Source organism: Capnocytophaga sp. oral taxon 329 str. F0087 (assembly GCF_000213295.2).
GTDB lineage: Bacteria > Bacteroidota > Bacteroidia > Flavobacteriales > Flavobacteriaceae > Capnocytophaga > Capnocytophaga leadbetteri_A.
Window position 1 is genome coordinate 29687 of sequence record NZ_KN389993.1, and the last position, 21803, is coordinate 51489.

At 37.5% G+C, this 21803-nt stretch carries 26 protein-coding genes; 8 read left to right on the plus strand and 18 right to left on the minus strand.

Features of this window, described 5'->3' with window-relative positions; genetic code table 11:
- Positions 1-91: 91 nt before the first annotated feature.
- The gene (locus HMPREF9074_RS03885) at positions 92-436 is read left to right on the plus strand and encodes a CidA/LrgA family protein (protein WP_009392926.1); all 345 of its coding nucleotides are present in this window, start codon (positions 92-94) and stop codon (positions 434-436) included.
- Positions 436-1131, plus strand: coding sequence for an LrgB family protein (locus HMPREF9074_RS03890; protein WP_009392925.1), 696 nt, complete (start codon positions 436-438; stop codon positions 1129-1131). Before HMPREF9074_RS03885 ends, HMPREF9074_RS03890 begins: the two co-directional genes overlap by 1 nt.
- A 72-nt stretch (positions 1132-1203) precedes the next feature.
- On the opposite strand, the gene HMPREF9074_RS03895 is transcribed toward HMPREF9074_RS03890, so the two are convergent.
- From HMPREF9074_RS03895 to pncA, 9 genes are all read right to left on the minus strand, one after another.
- The gene (locus HMPREF9074_RS03895) at positions 1204-1731 is read right to left on the minus strand and encodes a DUF4136 domain-containing protein (protein WP_009392924.1); all 528 of its coding nucleotides are present in this window, start codon (positions 1729-1731) and stop codon (positions 1204-1206) included.
- Between the two features lie 63 nt (positions 1732-1794).
- Positions 1795-2145: a heavy-metal-associated domain-containing protein gene (locus HMPREF9074_RS03900; protein WP_009392923.1), complete on the minus strand. Its 351-nt coding sequence runs from the start codon at positions 2143-2145 to the stop codon at positions 1795-1797.
- Positions 2146-2244: 99 nt separating this feature from the next.
- Positions 2245-4494 carry a TonB-dependent receptor gene (locus tag HMPREF9074_RS03905; RefSeq protein ID WP_009392921.1) on the minus strand — a complete coding sequence of 750 codons (2250 nt, stop codon included), beginning with the start codon at positions 4492-4494 and terminating at the stop codon, positions 2245-2247.
- A gap of 82 nt (positions 4495-4576) precedes the next feature.
- Positions 4577-5023, minus strand: coding sequence for an HYC_CC_PP family protein (locus HMPREF9074_RS03910; RefSeq protein WP_009392920.1), 447 nt, complete (start codon positions 5021-5023; stop codon positions 4577-4579).
- 154 nt (positions 5024-5177) lie between these two features.
- Entirely contained in the window at positions 5178-5546 is a 369-nt protein-coding gene (locus HMPREF9074_RS03915) for a DUF4293 domain-containing protein (RefSeq protein WP_009392919.1), read from the minus strand.
- A gap of 59 nt (positions 5547-5605) precedes the next feature.
- Positions 5606-6511, minus strand: a complete 906-nt coding sequence (locus HMPREF9074_RS03920) for a YitT family protein (RefSeq protein WP_009392918.1) — start codon at positions 6509-6511, stop codon at positions 5606-5608.
- Between the two features lie 92 nt (positions 6512-6603).
- Entirely contained in the window at positions 6604-7794 is a 1191-nt protein-coding gene (locus HMPREF9074_RS03925) for a pyridoxal phosphate-dependent aminotransferase (protein WP_009392912.1), read from the minus strand.
- 1 nt (position 7795) lies between these two features.
- On the minus strand, positions 7796-9154 hold the full coding sequence (locus HMPREF9074_RS03930) for a M14 family zinc carboxypeptidase (RefSeq protein ID WP_009392911.1): 1359 nt from the start codon (positions 9152-9154) through the stop codon (positions 7796-7798).
- 37 nt (positions 9155-9191) lie between these two features.
- Positions 9192-9731, minus strand: a complete 540-nt coding sequence (pncA, locus tag HMPREF9074_RS03935; RefSeq protein ID WP_009392910.1) for a bifunctional nicotinamidase/pyrazinamidase — start codon at positions 9729-9731, stop codon at positions 9192-9194.
- 152 nt (positions 9732-9883) lie between these two features.
- On the opposite strand from pncA, the gene HMPREF9074_RS03940 reads away from it, so the two are divergent.
- Complete coding sequence (locus tag HMPREF9074_RS03940) at positions 9884-10525, plus strand: O-methyltransferase (RefSeq protein ID WP_009392909.1); 642 nt, start codon at positions 9884-9886, stop codon at positions 10523-10525.
- A gap of 7 nt (positions 10526-10532) precedes the next feature.
- On the opposite strand, the gene HMPREF9074_RS11755 is transcribed toward HMPREF9074_RS03940, so the two are convergent.
- Positions 10533-11282: a hypothetical protein gene (locus HMPREF9074_RS11755; protein WP_009392908.1), complete on the minus strand. Its 750-nt coding sequence runs from the start codon at positions 11280-11282 to the stop codon at positions 10533-10535.
- A gap of 3 nt (positions 11283-11285) precedes the next feature.
- Positions 11286-12500, minus strand: coding sequence for an MFS transporter (locus HMPREF9074_RS03950; RefSeq protein ID WP_009392907.1), 1215 nt, complete (start codon positions 12498-12500; stop codon positions 11286-11288).
- Between the two features lie 116 nt (positions 12501-12616).
- On the opposite strand from HMPREF9074_RS03950, the gene speB reads away from it, so the two are divergent.
- Entirely contained in the window at positions 12617-13480 is an 864-nt protein-coding gene (gene speB / locus HMPREF9074_RS03955; RefSeq protein ID WP_009392906.1) for an agmatinase, read from the plus strand.
- 64 nt (positions 13481-13544) lie between these two features.
- On the opposite strand, the gene idi is transcribed toward speB, so the two are convergent.
- From idi to lgt, 5 genes are read right to left on the minus strand one after another with little or no spacing between them, the layout of a single operon-like run.
- Positions 13545-14060, minus strand: coding sequence for an isopentenyl-diphosphate Delta-isomerase (gene idi / locus HMPREF9074_RS03960; RefSeq protein ID WP_009392903.1), 516 nt, complete (start codon positions 14058-14060; stop codon positions 13545-13547).
- A 16-nt stretch (positions 14061-14076) separates the two neighbouring features.
- Positions 14077-14607 (minus strand): DUF192 domain-containing protein, encoded by a 531-nt coding sequence (locus tag HMPREF9074_RS03965; RefSeq protein WP_009392902.1) that lies wholly within the window; start codon positions 14605-14607, stop codon positions 14077-14079.
- 58 nt (positions 14608-14665) lie between these two features.
- Positions 14666-15379, minus strand: a complete 714-nt coding sequence (locus HMPREF9074_RS03970) for a GNAT family N-acetyltransferase (protein ID WP_009392901.1) — start codon at positions 15377-15379, stop codon at positions 14666-14668.
- 38 nt (positions 15380-15417) lie between these two features.
- Entirely contained in the window at positions 15418-16239 is an 822-nt protein-coding gene (locus tag HMPREF9074_RS03975) for a DNA alkylation repair protein (RefSeq protein ID WP_009392900.1), read from the minus strand.
- A gap of 37 nt (positions 16240-16276) precedes the next feature.
- On the minus strand, positions 16277-17230 hold the full coding sequence (gene lgt, locus HMPREF9074_RS03980; RefSeq protein ID WP_009392899.1) for a prolipoprotein diacylglyceryl transferase: 954 nt from the start codon (positions 17228-17230) through the stop codon (positions 16277-16279).
- Between the two features lie 99 nt (positions 17231-17329).
- Between lgt and HMPREF9074_RS03985 the strand changes: the two genes are divergently transcribed.
- Positions 17330-17866, plus strand: a complete 537-nt coding sequence (locus HMPREF9074_RS03985; protein WP_009392898.1) for an RsmD family RNA methyltransferase — start codon at positions 17330-17332, stop codon at positions 17864-17866.
- Here HMPREF9074_RS03985 and HMPREF9074_RS03990 read toward each other — a convergent pair.
- Both HMPREF9074_RS03990 and HMPREF9074_RS03995 read right to left on the minus strand, forming a co-directional pair.
- Positions 17847-18533, minus strand: a complete 687-nt coding sequence (locus HMPREF9074_RS03990; protein WP_009392897.1) for a DNA alkylation repair protein — start codon at positions 18531-18533, stop codon at positions 17847-17849. The genes HMPREF9074_RS03985 and HMPREF9074_RS03990 overlap by 20 nt on opposite strands.
- A 56-nt stretch (positions 18534-18589) precedes the next feature.
- The gene (locus HMPREF9074_RS03995; protein ID WP_009392896.1) at positions 18590-19330 is read right to left on the minus strand and encodes a class I SAM-dependent methyltransferase; all 741 of its coding nucleotides are present in this window, start codon (positions 19328-19330) and stop codon (positions 18590-18592) included.
- A 236-nt stretch (positions 19331-19566) separates the two neighbouring features.
- Between HMPREF9074_RS03995 and HMPREF9074_RS12645 the strand changes: the two genes are divergently transcribed.
- The 3 genes from HMPREF9074_RS12645 to HMPREF9074_RS11845 all read left to right on the plus strand — a co-directional run.
- Positions 19567-19740: a hypothetical protein gene (locus tag HMPREF9074_RS12645; protein WP_196774069.1), complete on the plus strand. Its 174-nt coding sequence runs from the start codon at positions 19567-19569 to the stop codon at positions 19738-19740.
- A 465-nt stretch (positions 19741-20205) separates the two neighbouring features.
- Positions 20206-20634: a hypothetical protein gene (locus HMPREF9074_RS04005; RefSeq protein ID WP_009392894.1), complete on the plus strand. Its 429-nt coding sequence runs from the start codon at positions 20206-20208 to the stop codon at positions 20632-20634.
- A 3-nt stretch (positions 20635-20637) separates the two neighbouring features.
- The coding region (locus HMPREF9074_RS11845; protein ID WP_084063416.1) for a hypothetical protein at positions 20638-21803 on the plus strand (1166 nt) is incomplete at its 3' end.

The following is a 21803-nucleotide window of genomic DNA, read 5'->3' on the forward strand; positions in this document are numbered from 1 at the left end:
AAATATATTAAATACAAATTTTTCACCGTTTTTTTATATTCTTTGAAAAAGATGTAGTAATTTTGCCTCGTTTTTTATATCAATAAAGTTTATGTTAATACGTTATTTTGCAATTATTTTTGGCTGTTTGGGCTTGGGCGAGCTTATAGTAGCTCTTACTCACATCCCTTTCCCTTCCAGTATAATAGGGATGCTTTTTCTCACACTTTTTTTGCATTTAGGGTGGATTAAACTTCAATCTATTAAAGCCCTTTCCGATTTGCTTATTTCCAATTTAGGACTGTTTTTTGTGCCGCCCAGCATCGGTATTATGGCTTATTTTAAGCAGATAGGCGAAAACTTCTTAGCCATCTTTATATCTATTATTATCAGTACTATAGTAGTGATTATAGTTACAGGTCACGTTTATCAATTCCTACGTAAAAAATTAAAATAATGAAGTCTTTAGCAGAAAATCAAGTATTACTTTTATCCATAACTTTTATTCTTTATTATGGAGTATTGCTCTTACAGAAAAAATACAATTCTGTATTCCTAAATCCTGTGCTTATCACAGTTTTAGTGCTTATTTCTTACCTTATTATTTTTGATATTTCACCTGAAAAATACGAAGAGGCCGGTCAGTATATCGATTTTTGGTTGAAGCCATCTATAGTAGCTTTAGGTGTTCCGTTGTATTTGCAAATCTCAAAGATAAAGAAACAACTTATTCCACTGGTAGTTTCTCAGTTTGCAGGTAGTTTGGTAGGGGTAATCACGGTATGTTTAGTAGCTAAGTGGTTAGGTCTTTCTAATGATATCGCTATTTCATTAGCTCCTAAGTCAGTTACCACCCCTATTGCCTTAGAGGTAACGCGTATGCTGGGAGGTATTTCGCCTATTACTGTAATGGCAGTAATGACCACCGGCTTTCTTGGCAATATTTTCGGTATTACTTTCCTCAATTGGTTTCGCATCAAAAGCCCTATGGCTAAGGGTATTTCTTTAGGAACAGCTTCTCACGCCTTAGGTATTATGGCGGCTTTTAATCTTAGCGAAAAATATGCAGTATACGCAAGCCTCGGAATGATTTTCAATGGTATTTTCACTGCTATATTAGCCCCTACTGCTGTACACTTACTTTTTTCATAAAATGTATTTAAATGTAAAAAAGGCTGCCAAACTAATATTTTGGCAGCCTTTTTTATAATTAAAAATTCTAAATTACTTTGGAGGATATTGTTCTAATATTTTATTGACAAAGTTGCTAATAGCCTCCTCTTTTTGTTCTGATTTGTATGGTATCGGTCCAGAGCCCTTGCCTTGCCATACCAAGTCGTGTTTGCGGGCGTCTATAATTTCTATGTATAGAGTGCCTTCTGTATTTCTGCTAACGTTGTAGGTTGCTCCTCCCCAGAAAGGCCCCCAGCCCCAACCCCAGCCCCAATAATACGGACTGTTGTCGTAAATATCTACATTCTCGCGCTCACGAGTAAAGATATTCACTAAAAAGTCAGGGTTATCTGATACTACCATTCCTTTGCTGGTCAGATTTTTTTCTATAGCACGCAAAATACGCTTTTTGTCTAAGTCTGAAATAGGTGCTTTATCTACTCCTTCTTTAAAAAAAGCAAACGATTTATAGGCTGAAAAATCAGCTTGGCGGTCGTAATCAGTTGCTACATACACACTTGCACAAGAGCTTAGCACCAAGGCAACTCCCAGCATTATAAGATAAGTTATTCTTTTCATTTTTTTATATGATTTAGTGTTCTCTTATCTTACAGCAAAATTCATACCGAAAAACGCTAATGCCTATGGTAATCTTTCATACAAACAGCAGTGGTGTAGCTTATTGTACACTTCATCGTCAGCGCGTTCTTTGCCAGCATCGTGTCCTACTTTGGCTATGGCTTTTTGTACATCTTCTTCTGAACATTTGCGCTCGTCAAAGATAAGTGTCATATTTCCGCTTTTGATGTCCCAATTTGCACTTTTCACACCTTTTACTTTATAAGCGGCTTTTTCTATGCGGGCTTTACATTGTTCACAATTACCGCCTACAGCAAAGGTTACTTTTTTGCTCTTATTAGGAGCCTGTTGTGCATTAACAGTAGCGAGTCCTAAAAAACTCAAAACTACCCATAATAAAATACGTGTCTTCATTTTTTCTTTTTTATTTGTTGAATTAAATTATTGCTTATTTTAGTCGTTAGTGTTTAGTCGTTAGCAAGCGACAACATTCTAACGACTAGCGACTAATTACTAAAGTTTAAATCTCAGTCCTGCGTAGTACATTTGTCCAAAAGCAGGAGCGTACTGCATAGTACTATCAAAATATGCGCCAAAAGGAGCATCAGCAGCTAATATGCCGTTAGCTTGTTTGTAGTTAGTGATGTTCTCGCCACCTACATACACCTCAAATGTTTTAGAAAATACTCTGGTAATCTGTGCGTTAAGTGTAGCGAATGACGGTGCGTAATCACTCAATCGGTAGGGTAGAGGGTTGGTAGCCGTAGAGGGCAATCGTTGTTCACCTAGCCAGTTGAAGGTTACGTCAAACTTCCATTGCGAATGCTTGTTATCGTGGGTATCAGCAGTTTCATAGGCTACGTTAGCAAACCAGCGATGCTTAGGAGTTAGCGTTTTTTCTAACTGTCCTTTAGTGAATTGGGTTTGTACATCGTAGTACTTATAGGCAGCTTTAAAGTCTAAACCTTTCGCAGGTGTGATGCTAACTTCAGCTTGCAATGAGTTAGCAAAACTCTTGCCATCAAGATTGTAAAACAAGGCTTGCTGAGGCGAATGGTCTAAATCTACCACTACCTGATTGTCAAAATGGGTGCGGTAGAAATCTACTGATAGTTCAGCATTTTTACCCCATATTTTAAAGGCTTGCAAAAAGCTCGCTCCGTAGTTCCACGCTATCTCAGGGTTTAAACCGTAGAGCTTGCCGCCATCACCTCCTATAATATGTAGCTGTCGCGAAGAAGCTAATAACTGCTGATTTTCAGCTATCACATTAGCAGCGCGTTTGCCGCGTCCTGCTGAAAGTCTAAAGGTAGCTTCTTTCCAAGGATTGTAGCGCAAGTGGAAACGTGGAGTGATAAAGTTACCTAAGTTGTTATGGCTATCAGCACGTATACCTGCTACAAAGCTGAAGTTGCTCGAATTATCGTAAGTGTACTCAAAGAAAGCACCTACTGAGCGGTCTATTCGCGAGAAATCGCCTGCCAGAGCAGAAGTGGTTAGCAGTTCGTTATAATCGTCATAAGTACCGCTAAGCCCTGTAGCAAATTTGTGTTGAGTATTGCCGATGATAGAGTTGTATATCAGATTGCCATACCAGCTTTTTTGGTGTATATCATAGCTATTCAACCCAAAATAAGAATCTTGCCTATGCGATTGAAATGAGTTCTGTAGCCCTATACTTTTATAAGGAGTGTCCGGAAATACGTATCCTGTTTTGTTAGAAAGGGTAAAACGCTCAGAGTTCACTTCACTACCCCACGCATTAGTGGTTCCTTTGTCTGTTAGCGGATTGTAGTCTATTTGCCCTGCTTGGCGTTCGTCTTTCATATAGTTTAGGTTCAAAAAGCTCACCCACCCCTTTTCAGCATTGCTATATTGCCAACGGTTTAGTAGGTTTATTTGGTTGCCTATAGGGTTGTCTATAAATCCATCGTGGTTGTGGTCGCTTTTGCGCTGACGTACATTGCCGTGTGCTAAAAGACTGGTAGCCCATTTGTCCGATAGTTTTACTTTGGTATGAGCATTTAGCTCGTATCGGCTATCTTCTGAAGTGTATAGGTTTAAGAAAAACGGACGCGCATTAATAGGCTTTTCTATTTCGTAGTTTATTTGCCCCGAAATGCTCTCATAACCATTGATAACACTTCCTGCACCTTTGGTTATCTGTATGCTCTCAATCCACGTACCTGGCACAAATGATAGTCCATAGGCTTGCGAAGCTCCTCGCATAGCAGGGATATTCTCTTCTGCCATAAGTATATACGGACTGGTAAGTCCTAACATTTTTATCTGTTTGTTACCGGTTACTGCATCAGAGAAATTCACGTCTATCGACGGATTGGTCGAAAAACTTTCTGAAAGGTTGCAGCACGCAGCTTTTAGTAGTTCACCGCTACTCATAGTGTGTAGGTTGGCTACCTGCCACTGCGATTTCATAGTATTAGCCCTTTTTTGGGTTACAACTACTTCTTCCAAAGCCGATTGCGGCTCTAATTGTATGTGTAGAACTTCCGAGTTAGTTACTTTTACGGTTTTTGTCTTATAACCTATATAACTAATAACTAAAGTATTACTATTTTCAGTGCGTTTTAGGGTGAAGGTACCATTATCATCAGTCGAAACGCCTATTTGGGTACCGTTCCAATACACTTCCGCCCCCATAAGAGGCAAATTAGCTTCATCTACTACAGTTCCTTTGCTAAATTGTTGAGCAAAAGCAGTCAGGGGGAGTAGTAATCCCCATAATAAAATATATCTTAACATTGATTTTTTTCTTTATGCGTTAATAATCTATCAAAATCGATTGCAAGGGAGAATTACTATTCACCCTTAAAATGAAAAATTATTAGGCATAAAACACGCGCTGGCAGTAAAGCGCATACAGTGGGGGCGCGTTCAAACGAACCGCTGAAGTAGGACTACTTTTCGTAGCAGTAGTCAAAATTATCACTTCTTCTACAGATGAAGGAATACAAGAGGTAGGAAGCACAAATGATTGTAGCTCCAATTCAAAGGCTTTTACTACCGAAGTACTATCAGAAGTCGAAGAGGCAACTGAAGTGTTATCACAACATTTTTTATTATCATCACTATTGTCATCTTCATCACCACCGTAGCAATCGTCCATTGTAGCACAAGCACAAGCATCATCATCTTCTACTATCAGTGCAGAAGCATAGTCTAATGAAACTGATGCTAATTGGTCTTGGCAGTAATGAAAAGTAACCGCCCATCCTGAATTGCTAAACAAGATGAGGATTGATAATAATATGTTGATAACTATTCTTTTCATTGCGAGGGCAAAGGTACAACTTTTTTGACTATCTCACCAAAAAATTAACAATAATTTAACACTCTCATAGCTAATGGCAAACTGCTAAATAAAAAAATCCTAAGTAATAAAACTTAGGATTTTCTCAACGCACAACACTACTAAGATTATAGGTCTATCGCAATCGGTCTGCTGATTTTACGAGCTTCTCGTCCCGCCTAATAGCCTTATTGGCTAAAAACAAAAAAACGATAGAAAGCACGGGTACGAAAACCCCAACACCTTTCTCAGAAATAATACCTTCTCCAGATGAGTTTAGCATTCGATATACAAATATTCCTAGTAAAGTAAAATTTATAACGATATTCAGCCAATTAAGCAATTGCTGAAGGTTCCTTTTTTTGTATTTGAATATAGTGTAAAGAGCCACTACTGCCGAGATAGCAAATAGCAATGTGCGCAGCCAGTCTAAACCAAATAATATAGTCATTGCAGCTACTACGCCTGCTATAAGCATATACACAGTTTGTATTCTCTGTATCATAACTTTCTTTTTTTAAGTGCGCAAATATACTACTTTTTTATAAACCTCAAAAAAATATTTTATTTCAGTTTATCAAAACCATTGCCATATACCCCCATTACGTTAGTTTTGGTCACAAAGGCAGAGGGGTCTATAGTGCGTACCAAACGGAAAATAGAGTTTGCCTCAGTACGGCGAGCTATTACTATCACTATTTTTTGCGATGATTTAGAGTACCAGCCTATACCGTCAATAATAGTGCAACCGCGTTTTAGCTCACTGTTGATGTGGGTAGCTATCTCATCGTAATGTTTAGAGAAGATAAACAGCTGTACCGATTGGCGTGCACCGTTTATTACTATCTCTACCATTTGCCACATCATCGGTAGCAACACAAGTCCATAGATGGTTTTTTCAAGCGAATTGTCTTTGTGCTCTAAGATGAAGTAAGATGATAACACTATACACACGTCTACCACTAATAAGATACGCGCAATGCTGATACTGTAGTATTTAGTGATAACAAAGCCTATAATATCAGTACCACCGGTACTACCATTAGCCGAATATACCAGCCCCAGACCAGTACCACATAGCAGTCCACCCATTATTACGTTCAAAAAATCGTCTCTTAAAGGGGGGTGCTCTATAAAGTAAGGCATAAGGTACTCTTTTCCGGCCCATATCAGGGTTGATAAGATAGAAATAGAGATGAGGGTACGGTAAGTGAATTGCCTACTCATCGCCTTAAAACCTATTACCAACAAACAGAAGTTGATAATCCAATAAGTGATAGCCAAGTCAGCCCCTAATTTGTAGTTCAAAATAAGGCAGATACCTGCCAAACCTCCGGTTACTATCTCGCTAGGCATTATAAATCCGGTAATACCTACCGCATAAGAGATAAGCCCCAACACTATGATGAGGTAATCTTTTATGTAAAAAGATTTTAAGTATTTAATAGTTTTGCTCTCTGTTATTGCCATAACATTTGTCTTTGTTGATGAAAATTCCTTGTTTTAGCGGCGCAAAGGTACTACTTTTAATTGAATGTGCAAACAAAATATAATTTACTTTCTTACGCCAAACTTTCTTTGATGCGCCTAATCGCTTCACGTAGTTCTTTTTCTGAGGCAGCGTATGAAATGCGTATGCAGTTAGCATCGCCAAAAGCCTCACCCGTTACGGTGGCTACCATAGCTTCTTCTAACAGATATAAAGAAAAATCGCTTGCATTGCGAATAGTGCGCCCTCTTAAGGTTTTGCCAAAGAAAGACGATACATCAGGGAAAACATAAAAAGCTCCTTCAGGTACATTCACTTTAAGACCTTCTACCTCGCTCAAAAGTGCTAATACCAAATCCCTGCGCTTTTTAAATTCGTCTATCATATATTGTATTTCACTTTTAGGAGCTTTCAGGGCTGCGATAGCGGCACGTTGCGCTATAGCATTAGTGCCACTAGTTATCTGTCCTTGCACCTTATTGCAGGCTTTAGCTATCCATTCGGGGGCAGCTAAGTAACCTATACGCCAGCCAGTCATAGCAAAGGCTTTAGAGAGTCCGTTAATGGTGATAGTCCGCTCATACATACCCTCTATAGCCGCAAAACTGGTATGGGGAATAGAGGTAAAGTTGATGTACTCGTATATTTCGTCTGAGAGAATAAAAATGTTAGGGTGTTGGCGCAATACTTTTGCGAGAGCTTCTAATTCTTGCTGGTTGTACACCGAACCGGTGGGATTGCAAGGGGAGTTAAACCACACCATTTTGGTCTTTTCGGTGATAGCTGCTTCTAATTGGGCGGGGGTTATTTTGAAGTCGTTTTCTATAGTAGCCAATATCTCTACAGGGGTAGCGCCTGCCAGTTTTGCTATCTCTTTGTAGCTCACCCAATACGGAGCGGGGAAAATCACCTCGTCACCAGGGTTGAGCATCGCTAAGGCAGCGTTTGCCAAGCATTGTTTAGCACCTGTAGAAACTACTATTTGGTTCGGGCGATAACTAAGTCCGTTGTCGCGTAGTAGTTTGGCAGCAATTGCCTCTCTAAGCTCTAAATACCCATCTACAGGGGTATATTTGCTGTAGTTTTGGTCAATAGCCTCTTTCGCTGCTTCTTTGATAAAGTCCGGAATGTTAAAGTCTGGCTCTCCTAAGCTAAGCCCAATAATATCTTTGCCTTCGGCTTTTAGTTCTCTCGTTTTGGCAGCCATCGCAAGGGTAGCAGAGGCTTCCATAGCATTGATGCGGTCTGATAAAAACTGTTTCATATTAGTTTATTGTTAGTTTATCGTTTGTCATTAAAATGGGGTATTTTACATCTTTCCCTAAAACACTGTCAAAAAAGTTCCAGTTAAAGAAAGAATCAACCTCTGTAGGAGTTAATACCTCTATCAAATATCGTTTAGCTAATTGCGCTGTAGGTACGATATAATCACCTTTATAAACGCGTACCGAATCTTTGTGTATGCTCGCTTGTGTGTCGTAATGCAGGTAATGCCCTTCAAACGGAGTTGTTACGGTTTTAAAATCGTCTATTTGATAGTAATCTACCTTCATTAGCGTATCTTTAGCCACCTCTTTCATTTGTACGTTGTGCACTTTCAGTCGGTCTATCACCTTTTGCCACGCTTTAGGTACTATGTAATACTCAGGAGCTACTAAGGCAGCGTTTTCTTGGGCTTGTTTTATTTTCAGTTGTTTGATATACGCATTATCAGCATCAGCTATTTCTACTATCGTTTTCATCGTTTCGTAGTTAGCCACTACACGCTTATTATAGCTTTTAAATATATGGGTATTAAGCTGAATACCAATACAATTCCATAGCGAAGCATAGCCTACTGCGTGTCTTGCCTTGCTGAGTTCAGGGTCGGGTAGCAATCGTCTGAAAGGTTGTTGTACACTGTCTTTGGTTAGCGAAACATAATTCATCTGAGTTAAAGAATCTGATAGACGGGGTACTAACACATCATCAATGTATCCTCCTAAGAAAGTGCCTACTTTTTCCTTTTCAGCAGGCGAGTAGCTCACAGTATAGCGGTATTCTTCTTTCCTACTCACCTGATTGTCAATCAATATATCAGGTTGAATTTCTTGCAGAACTTTCGATAGCGAGAGCGTATTTTCTACATCAGCTTTTATAAAATCGTTGTCTAAATCATAGTAGGTAGCACTTTCTTTTTTGTCTTCTTGCATTCCTCCTATATTATACACCGGTATAGTAACGACTATTACATTGCCCGAAAGTTTTATTTCGTTTTGGGCTAAGTTTCTAAATAACAGGGTAGTAGCATTTACCCCATCTGTTTCATTGCCGTGTATAGCATTGTTGATGAATATAATAGTGCGTTCCTCGCGGTATTTATTGAGGTTGAATTCGCCATCGGCACTATATATCACCAAATGCAGTGGCATACCATTGTCTGTTTGCCCAATAGTTTTGAAGGAAATAGAGGTGAATTCTTTAGAAAGTTCTTTGTAATAATCTATTATTTCCTCATAAGTAGAGTTTTTTAGTCCGTCCTTCTGTTCAAAAGGTGTTTCGAACTTTTTAGGAGACGAAAAGAATGGCGTTTCGCACCCCACTAACACACAGCCTAATAATAAGTATATAATGTGCTTTATCATAATTAGTAATATCCTAATTTTCCTATTTGCTAATTTTCTAATTATTAATGTATTTTACACAGTTTTCTAATATTTTTACTTCATACCCTAATGCCTTAGCATCGTTAGCGCTATACGCTACGCAGAAATCACCTGCCAAACCACAAAATACGAGTTCTTTAATGCCTTTATCTTGCAGATAGCCGTGCAATCCCGTGTTGTTTAGCTTATTATTGTCAAAAAAAGCACTATAACTATCAATTTCTGGGTTCATTCCTTTGCGAAATATAGCCGATATGCGCCTTGTATCAAGGTCTTTGTGCAATTCAGCCCCGAAAGTGCCTTGCACACAGTGGTCAGGCCATAGAATTTGGTATATACCATTCAGTTGTACTGTATCAAAAGGCTTTTTACCCACGTGCTGACTTGCAAAACTCTTATGGTTGGCGGGGTGCCAATCTTGGGTAGCTACTATTACGCTATAGTCTTTTTGCATCTCGGCATTGATGTGCGAAATAATTTGGTCGCCCTGTGGTACAGGTAATGCGCCTGTAGGCATAAAGTCGTTTTGTAGGTCAACAATAATAAGTGCTTTCATAAAGAATCTTTTTTTTAATTAATTACATTTTTACAAGCGAACCTTCAGCGAAGGATGAGCGAAGGATAAGCGAACGATAACCCTTAAAATTCGCTCCAAAGGTACAGTTTTTTTCAATATTATCTCTATCTTTGCCAAAAAATATTTTACTGATGCATTTTTTATCTGAAGAATTAGAAAATTACGCCGCTCAACATACTGAAGATGAGCCACTTTTGCTGCAAGAACTCAATAAGCGTACGCACCTTAATGTACTGCAACCACGAATGATTAGCGGACATTTTCAGGGGCGTTTTCTCAGTTTGTTGTCTAAGATGGTGCAACCTCGCACTATTTTAGAAATTGGCACTTATACGGGCTATGCTACCCTTTGTTTGGCTGAGGGGTTACATCCTGAGGGGGTACTCCACACCATCGACATCAAAGAAGAGTTGACAGACCTACAGCGCGAGTTCTTCGACCGCAGTGGTTATGGCAACCAGATAGTGCAGCATCTGGGCAAAGCTGCTGATATTATCCCCTCACTCGATACTACTTTCGACCTTGTTTTTATTGATGCCGATAAGCAGAATTACGCCCACTATTTTGATTTAGTAATTGAAAAAATGAACCGTGGTGGTATTATCCTTTCCGATAATGTGCTGTGGAGTGGCAAGGTAGTAGAAGAGGTAAAACACAACGACAAACACACCCAAGCGCTAATGGCATACAACCAAAAAATAAAAGACGACCCCCGTGTAGAGACCGTCTTATTACCCATCCGCGATGGTATCACCCTTTCAAGAGTCAAATAAAAAGCTTTTACTCTTTACATAGGTTGTCCAAATTGATGTTTTTCAAGAGCCCTTTATCATAAGAGAGCTCTTTAGGAGTTTCTATATCTAATGTGATATCATACAATCTTTGAGTTGAAGTATTAAAAAGTAACCAAGCGATAGCCCTTTCTACTACCTCTGGCTGTTGTACATTGTCAGAAATATCATTTTCTACATAGATTTCTATGTAAATATTTTCATTATCCTTTCTGTCAATTCTTAAGAAACACTTTTCTTTATCAGCTTTGTATAAAGGATTGTCTAAATTAGAGCTTTTAACTATTTTTACCAATAGATTGGTACAATACATTTCTTCTTCAGATGAATATTTTTCCTCTTTTAAAGAAGAAAGAGGTACTATTTCCCCCGAAGAAGCTTCTAATATGCGAATATCTTCAATATTAGTTCTATTCACATACAAAATATAACGATTTTCAAATCTAATTGCTGAATTATACCCTACATAAAGCTCAAAGAAAGGAGTGTTTTCAATAGTAACTTCATTTGTTATGAAAGAAATACCTTTTTTCCCATTAGATATTTTCTCAATTTCATCACCTAACTTTTTTATTAAAAGTAGGTCAATTACTTTTTGTTCTGCTTCTTCTATACTAACTGATGGTTTAGGAGCTTCTTGTGCTAAACTTTCTTCCTTTTCTTTATTAGTAGCAGCTTGATTTTTAGGTAGTTCACAAGCCCAAATAACAAAGGCTAAAAATAAAACAATAAATCTCATATACTAATTTTTTAATTTTTTAAGGTTCGGTAAAAAATACGCTATAAGTCCCATAAGGGGCAAAAACGAACATACTTTATACACAAAATAAATATCTGTTAAGTCTATTAGTTTGCCCAGAAGTGCGGATGCTAAACCGCCCATACCAAAGGCAAAACCGTAGAAAAAGCCCGAAATCATTCCTATTTTATGAGGTAATAACTCCTGCGAATACACTAATATAGAGGCAAAAGCTGAAGCAATGATAAAGCCTATCAACACTATAAGCACTCCGGTAGTAGTAGCATCAGCGTAAGGTAGCCAGAGTGCAAACGGAGCGGTACCCAATATTGAAAACCAAATGATGAACTTGCGCCCTACTTTGTCGCCAAAGAAGCCACCAATAAGGGTGCCCGCCGCTACTGCTCCCAAGAAATAAAATAGGTAAAGTTGTGCTTGCTCATTGCTAAAACCAAACTTCTGTATGGTATAAAACTGAAAATAATTATTGATAGCAGCAGTGTAGAAGTTTTTAGAAAATACCAAAAGCATCAGTATAATCATCGAATTGCGTACCTGAGCCCTTGTTAGATTAGGCATTACTATAGGTTTTTTAGCCTTTTTCTTCAGCAGTTTTAGCAATATACTGCGCCATTTACCTATCAATATAAGGATAAGCATTGCAAAAATAGAAAATGAGCAAAACCATATTAATCGCTCTTGGTGAGCTTCTTCTATTAGCTGTCCATCTATTACTTTCTTGCTGAAAACTAATAAGATAACCAATAGGGGGGCGAAAGCTGTACCTAAATTGCCTCCTAATTGAAAAATAGCTTGGGCAAAAGAGCGTTTCCCGCCTGAAGCTAAAAAGGCTACCCGCGACGATTCGGGGTGAAATACCGAAGAGCCTACCCCTATCAGCACTACTGAAAGCAAGATAGTTGTATAGCTACTTGCCATTGATAAAAAAATAGCTCCTAAGGTAGTGAATGCCATTCCTAATACTTGCGAGTAAGGTTTGGGGTGTTTGTCGGTATAATTGCCTACTAAAGGCTGCAAAATAGAAGCTGATAGCTGGTAACAAAGCGTGATGACCCCTATTTGCGTCATTGTAAGGGCATATTTGGCTTGTAGAGTAGGGTAGATAGAAGGTATCATTCCCTGAATAAGGTCGTTTAGTCCGTGAGCTAAAGCTATAAGTAGTAAGATACGGTATTGAGGTTTGTTTTCTTCGTACATAACTTTTTTCAAATTTGTGGGGCAAAAGTACAAAATAATAGACAAATAGCAATTGATAATTGACAATTGAGGAATTTGATGTATATTTGCAGCAAAATTATTAAAAATCAATTACGATGGAAAGAACGTATGCTGGTATTCCAGAAGAAAATGCTACACTTGAGAATGCTAAAGTAATGCTCGTAACCGTACCTTATGACGGTACTTCTACGTGGGGTAAAGGGGCTGATAAAGGACCTGAATTGTTCTTAGATGCTTCTGAAAATATGGAACTTTACGATATTGAAACTGATACTGAACCTTATTTGAATGGGGTGTATTTGGCAGGTGAAGTAAGCGAGAATAGCTCGCCAGAGGCAATGACCGAAGCGGTATATCAAAAGACGAAAGAACTCCTCAAAAACGAAGACAAGCTCTTTACTCTTTTTGGGGGAGAACATTCAGTTTCTATAGGGTCTATCCGTGCGGTAGGCGAGAAGTATGAAAAGCTAACAGTGCTACAGCTCGATGCCCATACTGATTTGCGTCCTGAGTACCACGGTTCTACCTCTAATCACGCTTGTGCGGTGTTTGAAGCGAACCAAAAACATAAGTTGGTGCAAGTAGGTATCCGCTCAATGGATGCTGAAGAAAAGCAATACTTACCTAAAGGACGTGTGTTTTTCGCTCACGAGATTGCTAAAAATCCTAATTGGATAAAAGATGTACTCGACAAAGTTTCGGGCAATGTATACATCACCATTGATTTAGATGCCTTCGACCCTGCTATTGCACCTTCTACTGGTACACCTGAACCAGGAGGCTTGCAGTGGTATCCTACTCTTAAACTATTGCGCAAAGTCTTCAAAAAGTGCAATGTAGTAGCTTTTGATATAGTAGAGCTGATGGATAGTCAGCAGGCTAAGCCTACAGCTTTCTTAGCAGCTAAACTTTATTACAAAATGTTAGCTTATTATTTTAAATATCAGAATAAGAAGTAATAAAAAATGCTGGTTGATACTTACATCAACCAGCATTTTTCATTTATAAAATTGGCAAAATTGGTTAATTGCCTAATTTTTCTTCGTATTTTTCAAAGATAATCTTAAACCATTCGGTATACTTTTCAGGGTGAGTTGCTATATCTTTTCTGATGTCTTCAGGCAGTGCCCATCGCCAAGCCGCTACTTCCTCAGGATTGATAATAGGGGACTCTTCGTAATACCCTATTAAGATATGGTCGAGTTCGTGTTCAGTTAGTCCGTTATCAAATGGGGCTTTATAGATGAAGCTCATTACATCGGTAAGCTCAGTGCTAAAACCCATTTCTTCTTGTAGTCGGCGTTTGCCTGCCTCAACAGTGGTTTCACCCTCGCGTGGGTGACTGCAACAAGTATTTGTCCATAGCATAGGCGAATGGTATTTGTCAGCAGCCCGCTGTTGCAGCATAATCTCTCCTTTTTGGTTGAGTACAAACACCGAGAAAGCCCTATGTAGCACAGCCTTTTCGTGTGCTTCCATCTTAGGCATTAGCCCTATAGCGTTGTCTTGCTCATCTACTAATATTACGCGCTCTTCCATTGTATTTCTTGATTTGCTAATTCTCTAATTTGCTAATTTCCACACGGTCTCCTTTCTCTATGCCCCATTTATCTGCTAGCCCCCCATTGATTTCTAATACATACATAGCAGGCGCTTCTGAAGGCAAAGAAGTTTCATCTTTAGGGCGTGCATTTTTAGCAATGCTTACTACCTTTTTATCTTTGTTTAAGTAGATAATATCCAAAGGGATTAGCGTGTTTTTCATATAAAAAGAACGAGGTGCTTCATTTTCGAATACAAACCACATACCTTGCTGCTCCTCCATAGAAGAGCGGTACATAAGTCCTACAGCGCGCTCATCTTCTGTTTGAGCTAACTGTACCTCTAAACGCTGCAATAGACTATCTTTCTTATAGATAGACAGTTCTGCATCTTTTCTGAATACCACATCATCAGGGGTAAGCTCAATAACGCGCTGTGTATTATTACTATTATCGCCTAAAAAATAAGGCAAAATAAAGGCAATAGCTGCTAAAGCTACCAAGCCTAAAGCTACTGCTACAAAGTGTTTTCTAAAAAAGTTCATTTTTACTAATTTTGAATTTTGAATTAATGTTATAAAACCTACAAATAATTAAATAGCGTTAATTTGCTAATTGCCTAATTGTTTGTAAGGATTGTTTCTGTTTGCCTTGAGAGTCAAAATTATCCTTAGAAAGCCATCGTTCAAAGGAGCGTTTGTTGTGAGCCCACTCTTTATCAATCATAGAAAACCAAGCTGTATCGCGTGAACGCCCTTTATAAACAACTGCTTGCCTAAATGTTCCTTCATATACGAACCCCAAGCGTTCAGCAGCACGGCGTGACGGCATATTAAGGCTATCGCATTTCCATTCGTAACGTCTATATTGCAGAGTTTCAAATACGTATTTAGCCAATAGATACTGCGCCTCAGTGGCTATTCGTGTATGTTTTAAGGTATCGGAATAGGTAACAGCACCTACTTCTATCACTCTGTATTTGGGTTCTATACGCATTAGCGAAAGCGTTCCAATAGCTTTTCCGGTTTCCTTGCTAACAATAGAAAAATAGTAAGGGTCGGCAGAGGCTTCTTGTTTAGTGAGTAAAGTGCGCAACTCCTCTTTATCTTTTAAAGGAGATAGAAATAGATACGTCCAATCTGCAGGATTTGTATTAGCTTCTAAATAGAACTCAGATAAGTTGTCTAAATGTTTTTCTGCAGAGAGGTGTTCCAATCGGCAATATACTCCTTCTAATACCTTTATAGTAGGCATCTCCCCTAATGAAAAATTAGGTAAAGCCTCCCCTATAGGTTGATTGTATTGGTTTGTGGTCATAATATCTATAGTACTATCGTAGGTAAAAAAGGTTTATACTATTTAGAGGTAAGGGTTCTCAGTGCCTTTTTTACAATATACTTGGTTTCTTTGGTAGGACTTTCGTTTTCCCAACGCTCACATAGTGCCGTTACAAAATCGGGGCGGGTTTTGCTGGCATCGTTTAGCCAGTTTCCTACACTATCTTGCACATACTTTGCTTTATCAGATTTTAATTTATCTAATATGGGCAAATAGAGTTCTGGTTTTTCTTTCAAGGCTTCTATATGAGCACACCAAACACCCCGCGGACGTAAGGCTTCTGTACTGAACCTACGTATATTTTCATCTTCGCTTTCTACCCAATGAGAAAGAAAAGCAATTGAAAAGTCTAAGTACTCACTCATTTCGGGGCGTAATGCCATCCAGATTATCTCACGAACACCAAAATGACTATCAGCTACTAAGGGCTTTAATTTGTGTAACTTGTCTTCCAGAGGGATATTGGTATGCAAAGCTACCAAATAACAAGCATAACAGCGCACAGAATCGGATAAGTGATTGCTGAGTTGCTCAAATAAAGGCTCATATAGGTTAGTATTTGCATATTTTTCGTATAACAAAACTCCTATGAGCCTAATAGTATTCATTGTAGAAGGTTTCTTTTGCTGATTGATTTGGCAAACAAACTCTTCAATGATATTTTTATCAATTCCTAAAGTAGGGAAAACAGATTTTACCAGCTGTGAATGGTCTATAGCCAACCATTCGGTGAGGTTTACCGTTTCTATAGTTCCCTTATTTAATAGCAAAAGTACTTCGGAAGGAATATCTGCAGCCTTTTGAGCTCCTTTTCTGTTTTTGATAGCTTCTATATTCATTATTTGTTATTAGACACAAATTACAAAAAGCAATAGATTAAAGTTTTGAGACTTTTTTTCTAAATAATAAATAAAAACCTACTATGATAAATGGTATACTGAGCCATTGTCCGGTAGAGAGTAGCCCCAAAGTGCTTTCAAAACCTCCTTGACTCTCCTTTACGAACTCTACTGCAAAACGTATACTCCACAGCAATACTAAGAAAAGTCCGAAGATGAAATAAGGTTGCTCTTTCTTATCCGTTTTCCAATAGACATACCACAGTACCCAAAATAGACAGAAGTAGCCAAATGCCTCGTATAGTTGGGCTGGGTGTTGGTAGGGGATAGAGGCTAACACTTCAGCAAAACGCGGGTCGTGGGTGATGAGCTTGTACGCCTCTTGTGCATCTGTTTGCTCGGTGAGTGCCATTGCTCTCTGAGGTGAGAGCATACCGTTTTGCACGAATTTAACCCCCAGCGGATACTGGTCGCTTACTATCTTGCCGTTGATTTCAGAGTTAAAAAAGTTGCCAAAGCGCACGAACATTCCACCTATAGTGATAGGAATTACTACGCGATCTAATATCCACGAGAGCTTAATGTCTTTGTACTTGCGTACGTATAGCAGCATTGCTATGATAATACCTACTGCTGCCCCGTGACTTGCTAAGCCTGAAAAGCCCGTTAGCTGCCAACCTCCGCCTGCTTTCTCTTTAATAGGCAAGAAGATTTCTAATAAATGGTCTTTGAAATAATCCCAATTGTAGAAAAAGCAATCGCCTAAACGCGCGCCTACTAAAGTAGCTACAGCGGTATAAACAAACAAAGTATCGAGTTGTTGTACGGTCTTGCCCTCGTTTAGGTATATTTTTTTGGTGAGATACCAACCCAAGCTAAACGCTACAATAAACATCAAGCTGTAATAACGAAGTTGGAAAGTACCTACAATAGGTAAATCAAAAGAAGCAAGAACCTCATTAGAGTTCCATATAAAATTTAAAGCAACCATCAGTGTTTAATTTTTTTGATTGGCAAAAGTACAATTATTTATTGTAATGTGCAAACATTCGTGTTTTTTTACTATTTTTGTCGCCTATATATTATACCTATGCGAATTATATCAGGAAAGAACAAAGGAAAACAACTTATTGCCCCAGCTAAATTGCCGGTACGCCCTACTACCGACTTTGCTAAGGAGGCTCTGTTTAATATCCTCAATAACGATTATTATTTTGACGAGCTTTCGGTGCTTGACCTCTTTGCCGGTACGGGTAATATAAGTTATGAGTTTGCTAGTAGGGGTTGCCCTGCGGTGATAGCGATTGATAGCCATAGTGGCTGTGTGCAGTTTATCAGCAAGACGGCACGCGAACTTGACTACCCTATCACGGCACTTAAAGCCGATGTATATGAATACCTAAAGCGTACCTCGCAGCAGTTTGATGTGGTTTTTGCTGACCCACCATACGAGTTCCCCGCAGAAAAGTTTGCTGCCATAGTAGAACTTGTATTTGCCAATACCCTTCTTAGACCTAATGGTACCCTTATTATTGAGCACTCTAGCCATACTGACCTTTCGGAGTTACCTCATTTTGTAGCTAGTAAGCGATATGGTGGCTGTGTGTTTAGCTTTTTTGAACCTTAAGCGTTAGCAAATACTCCTTTATTTCAAGGGTGATACGTTTACTCTCTCGCGCCTTTTGTATACTCTTGTTTTGTACAAAAGGCGCGAGTGTTTTTGCTTCTAAATAAGGTAAAGTTACCTCGTATTGCTTTGCCAGAGCGGTTGCTAAGTACCACGCTATCATCATATTTATATAATATTCGCTTGACTTAATAGCTGTAACCCATTGCAGGTGTACAGGACTAAAGTGCGCGTCTAAATAGTTAGATAGCAATATCCCTATACCATAGCGTATTGTGTAAGTGTCGGTGCTTGCTAACCATTTTTGTACATAGACGAGTGTTTCTTCGGGGTATTTGAGAAAGATTTTAGGCGCAAATGTATCGCAAGTAGCCCAATTGTCGATGTAAGGCAAAAAGCGTTCGGTATACTTCATTACCTGCTCAAAATCTTTTAGTTCTGCTATTATAAAAGCGTGCAAATTGTTTTCTTCGTAGTAATAATGCGGCAGCTCTTCTAAGAAAGCCATTGCTTTTTCAGATTCGTTTTTTAGCAATTCTTTAGCCAACGAGCGCATAGCAGGGGTGCGTACCCCTATAATACGAGCCTTATCGACCGTAGGGATAAGACCAGCGGTAAAATCGCGGTAAGGAGCATCGGCTAAGGCTATTAGTTTTTGTGTTATCATAAATCTTACTTAGTTTTTATACTCTGAAAGGGGAGAATACTCCTTTACATTGACGCTCAAATAGGTTTTCTAAAAGTAATACTATAAAATTTATTATCCCAGAACAATTCTGTTTTCTTTTCAGTTACTGAAGCAGGGATACATTTTTCTATAACATTCAAGTCGACTGTTTTGTCTTTAAAATAGGATTTGGAGAAGAGACTTTTTTTGTATTGGCTTTCGACAAAGTCAGCGGTTTCATCAGCGATAAGGAGTTTGCTTCCTGTTTTGGCAACTCTGAGCATTTCGCTTATGGCAAGTGCTTTATCGTTGAAAAAATTGATGCCTCCGTTGTGAAAAACAATATCAAAAGTATTATCGGCAAAAGGTAATTCTTCGGCAGGACACTGTACAAGCGTAAGATTTGTTTGCTTTTGCCACTCTTTTTTACATTTTTTGAGCATTCCCATTGAGATGTCAGCCCCTATAAGCTCTATCGTTTTCAGGTCTATCTCTTGTGGTATATAACGTAAGTCAGCCCCTGTGCCTATGGAAACATAAAGTACTGAAATATTATTCTTCCATTCTAAACGACTCATTAATTCAGTACGCAAATGGTCAATAGCGTTGCCATATTTGAGTTTTCCTATCCATTTTTCTCCAAAATCATAGAAAAAAGACATCCAATCATACATTTTCATATACTTTTGGTTATCTCCACTGATGAAAAGGTCGTTCATACAGCATAAAATGCCATTTTCCTGTTTTAAATCTTCTGCTTTTATATCAGATTTTAATATTTTTGATATATCTTTCATTAAAAGTAATATGTGTATATTTTGTTTTTCGGTGCAAAAGTAGTAATAATTTGTCAATTAACCTATATATTAATGCAAATAACCCATTAGTGGGGGAGAATTGCATTATTCGCAATGTTTTACTCGTTTTGTTATCGATTTGATAACGATGATTCTTCGCTCTTCCTATACTCAATCTGTACTCAGTGTATATCCAATCTATACTGAAGATATTATTGAAAGATATTTAATAAAAAGTGTTAATATTGGTGATGGGAGGATTGGGAAGACTGGGAGGATTGGGAAGACTGGGACGGGTGGGACAGGTGGGACGAGTGGGACAAGTGGGAGTGCGAGCCGCACCGGCGATTATGGGACAAGTGAGACGAGTGGAACAAGTGGGACAGATGGGACGGGTGGGACAGGCGTAATGGGCGTGTCTTAATTAAAATTTTGTCGATTGAGAAAAAATTACTACCTTTGCTGAGAGTGGAAAATATATTGTACAGAGAAAACAAATACAGGGCAACAACTTCTATAAAATAAAATATAAAACAACTATATTTATTCTTTTAAGTATTATACTAGTAGGAGTTTTTATACTTGTGAGATATGGTCTATTCATTGTGTATTGGTTAACAACTCCTAATGCTTTAGAACGAACAGATGTAGAGAAACAACTTATAGAGCATTTTGAAACAAGGAGCAAATTAGATGCTATTGAGTTGAAAACAAGATTTAAATATTACATAATTTACTTGCAATATAAGTGTTCCAATTATGTAAATTATAAGTATGAGTACAAAAGAAATTACAGGAAATAAGAGGAAGGATATTTCAACTAAAAATTTAAAAGGGGAAAAAGTTACCTTAGCGACTTGAATTTAGATTTAGATATGAAGTTTGAAAAAGGTTTAGATGATATCTGTGCCAACTGCCGTTATGACGTGAAGTTCAATAGAGAAAACAATAGAAGTTTACCATTATTTGAAGAATTCAAGAGTTATAATAGTGAAACTTGGAGTAAAATAGCTAATGATAAAGATTTTATCCAACAATTTGAAAGTTATTTACAAGAAGTTGATGAAATAAAAGATTTAGCTTATATGATTAATAGTAATAAAGCTAATATAAATGAGGTAAAACAAGCTTTTAAAGAATTGTTTAAAAACAAAAAAGATGAGCTCTTTGAGATTATTTTGAAAAACAATACTTTGAAAAATAACTTATTAGGTGAAGGTTTAACTAAAAGTGAAGCTAAAAATGTTTTTAGAGACCTAATAAATTCAACAGATTCTGTTTTGTACAATTTTATAAAATTCTAATTTATGTATTCTCTAATTGAAATAAAAGAAAATATAAATAAAGTAATTCCTTTTAAAGAAGGAATAATTTATAGTTTGTTAAACGACAATTTGTTATATGACAATACACTCTTAATGGAAGGAATAGATGGTACTAGCATTTATAAGATTTCAGATTCTCTAATTCAAGTTTTTGATGAAGAGAAGGGGTGCTATTATATTAATGAAAATTTTAATATTATTAAAAGTAACTATTTTCTTATAGCAAATGAGAATTCCAAATATTTAATAGCTTGGGCTAATGCTGTAAAAATATCAAGAGGAGTATATAACAGAAGTATTTGTCTTTTAGAAAATGATTTAGTCAATGTAAAGGAGATAATTCTTGAAGAAAACTATCAGTATTTAAAAACTTATACAAATGATGTACTCATTACATCAAGTAAAGATGTAATATTAGGCTATCATATTTTTCCTACCAACTTCCTTTGGGAATTTCCTCTTTCAATATTTGGTGAATTCAAATATAAATATTCAGAAGAAGAGAAAGATTATGAAGTAGAACAATTCATAGGAATATATAACAATATTCTTTGGGTATACTTAAATGCAAGGGAACTTATAGGAATAGATGTTGAAACGGGAAAACTAAAATATCGTTTTTTAGGAATAGAAAAGAAAAATGCTGTTGGGATAGTAGAAAATTATTTAGACAATGAAGACTATTACATTTTCTATGGTGCAGATTTTAAATTAGATACTAAAAAAGGTGTGATTTTTGGGTTAAAAGCTGATAGATTTTTTGAGATAGACTTAAATAAAGAATCTATAATACCTTATCTTTTTGGGCTGCAAAATAAGATAGAAAAAGCAGGACTTAATAAGAATGATATTAGTGGTGATACTTTTTTGCAAGATAACTTACTATACTTTTGCTCTATTAATGACTTAAGATTCGGTGTTTTAGACATCAATACCAAGGAAATTATCTATGTTTCAGAACCTATTGCAGTAGTGGAAAGAGATGATAGTTTTACTCGCCTTAGAGATTTAAAAGTCTCAGAAAATAAGGTGTATATCTTAGATAATAATCACACGTTGCATATTTTTGAAAAAGAGAAATTGAATTTTGAATTGGGCACAAGCTGCAAGCTTGCGCCAGCGGGGGAAGCAAAATCCTATTATAGAAA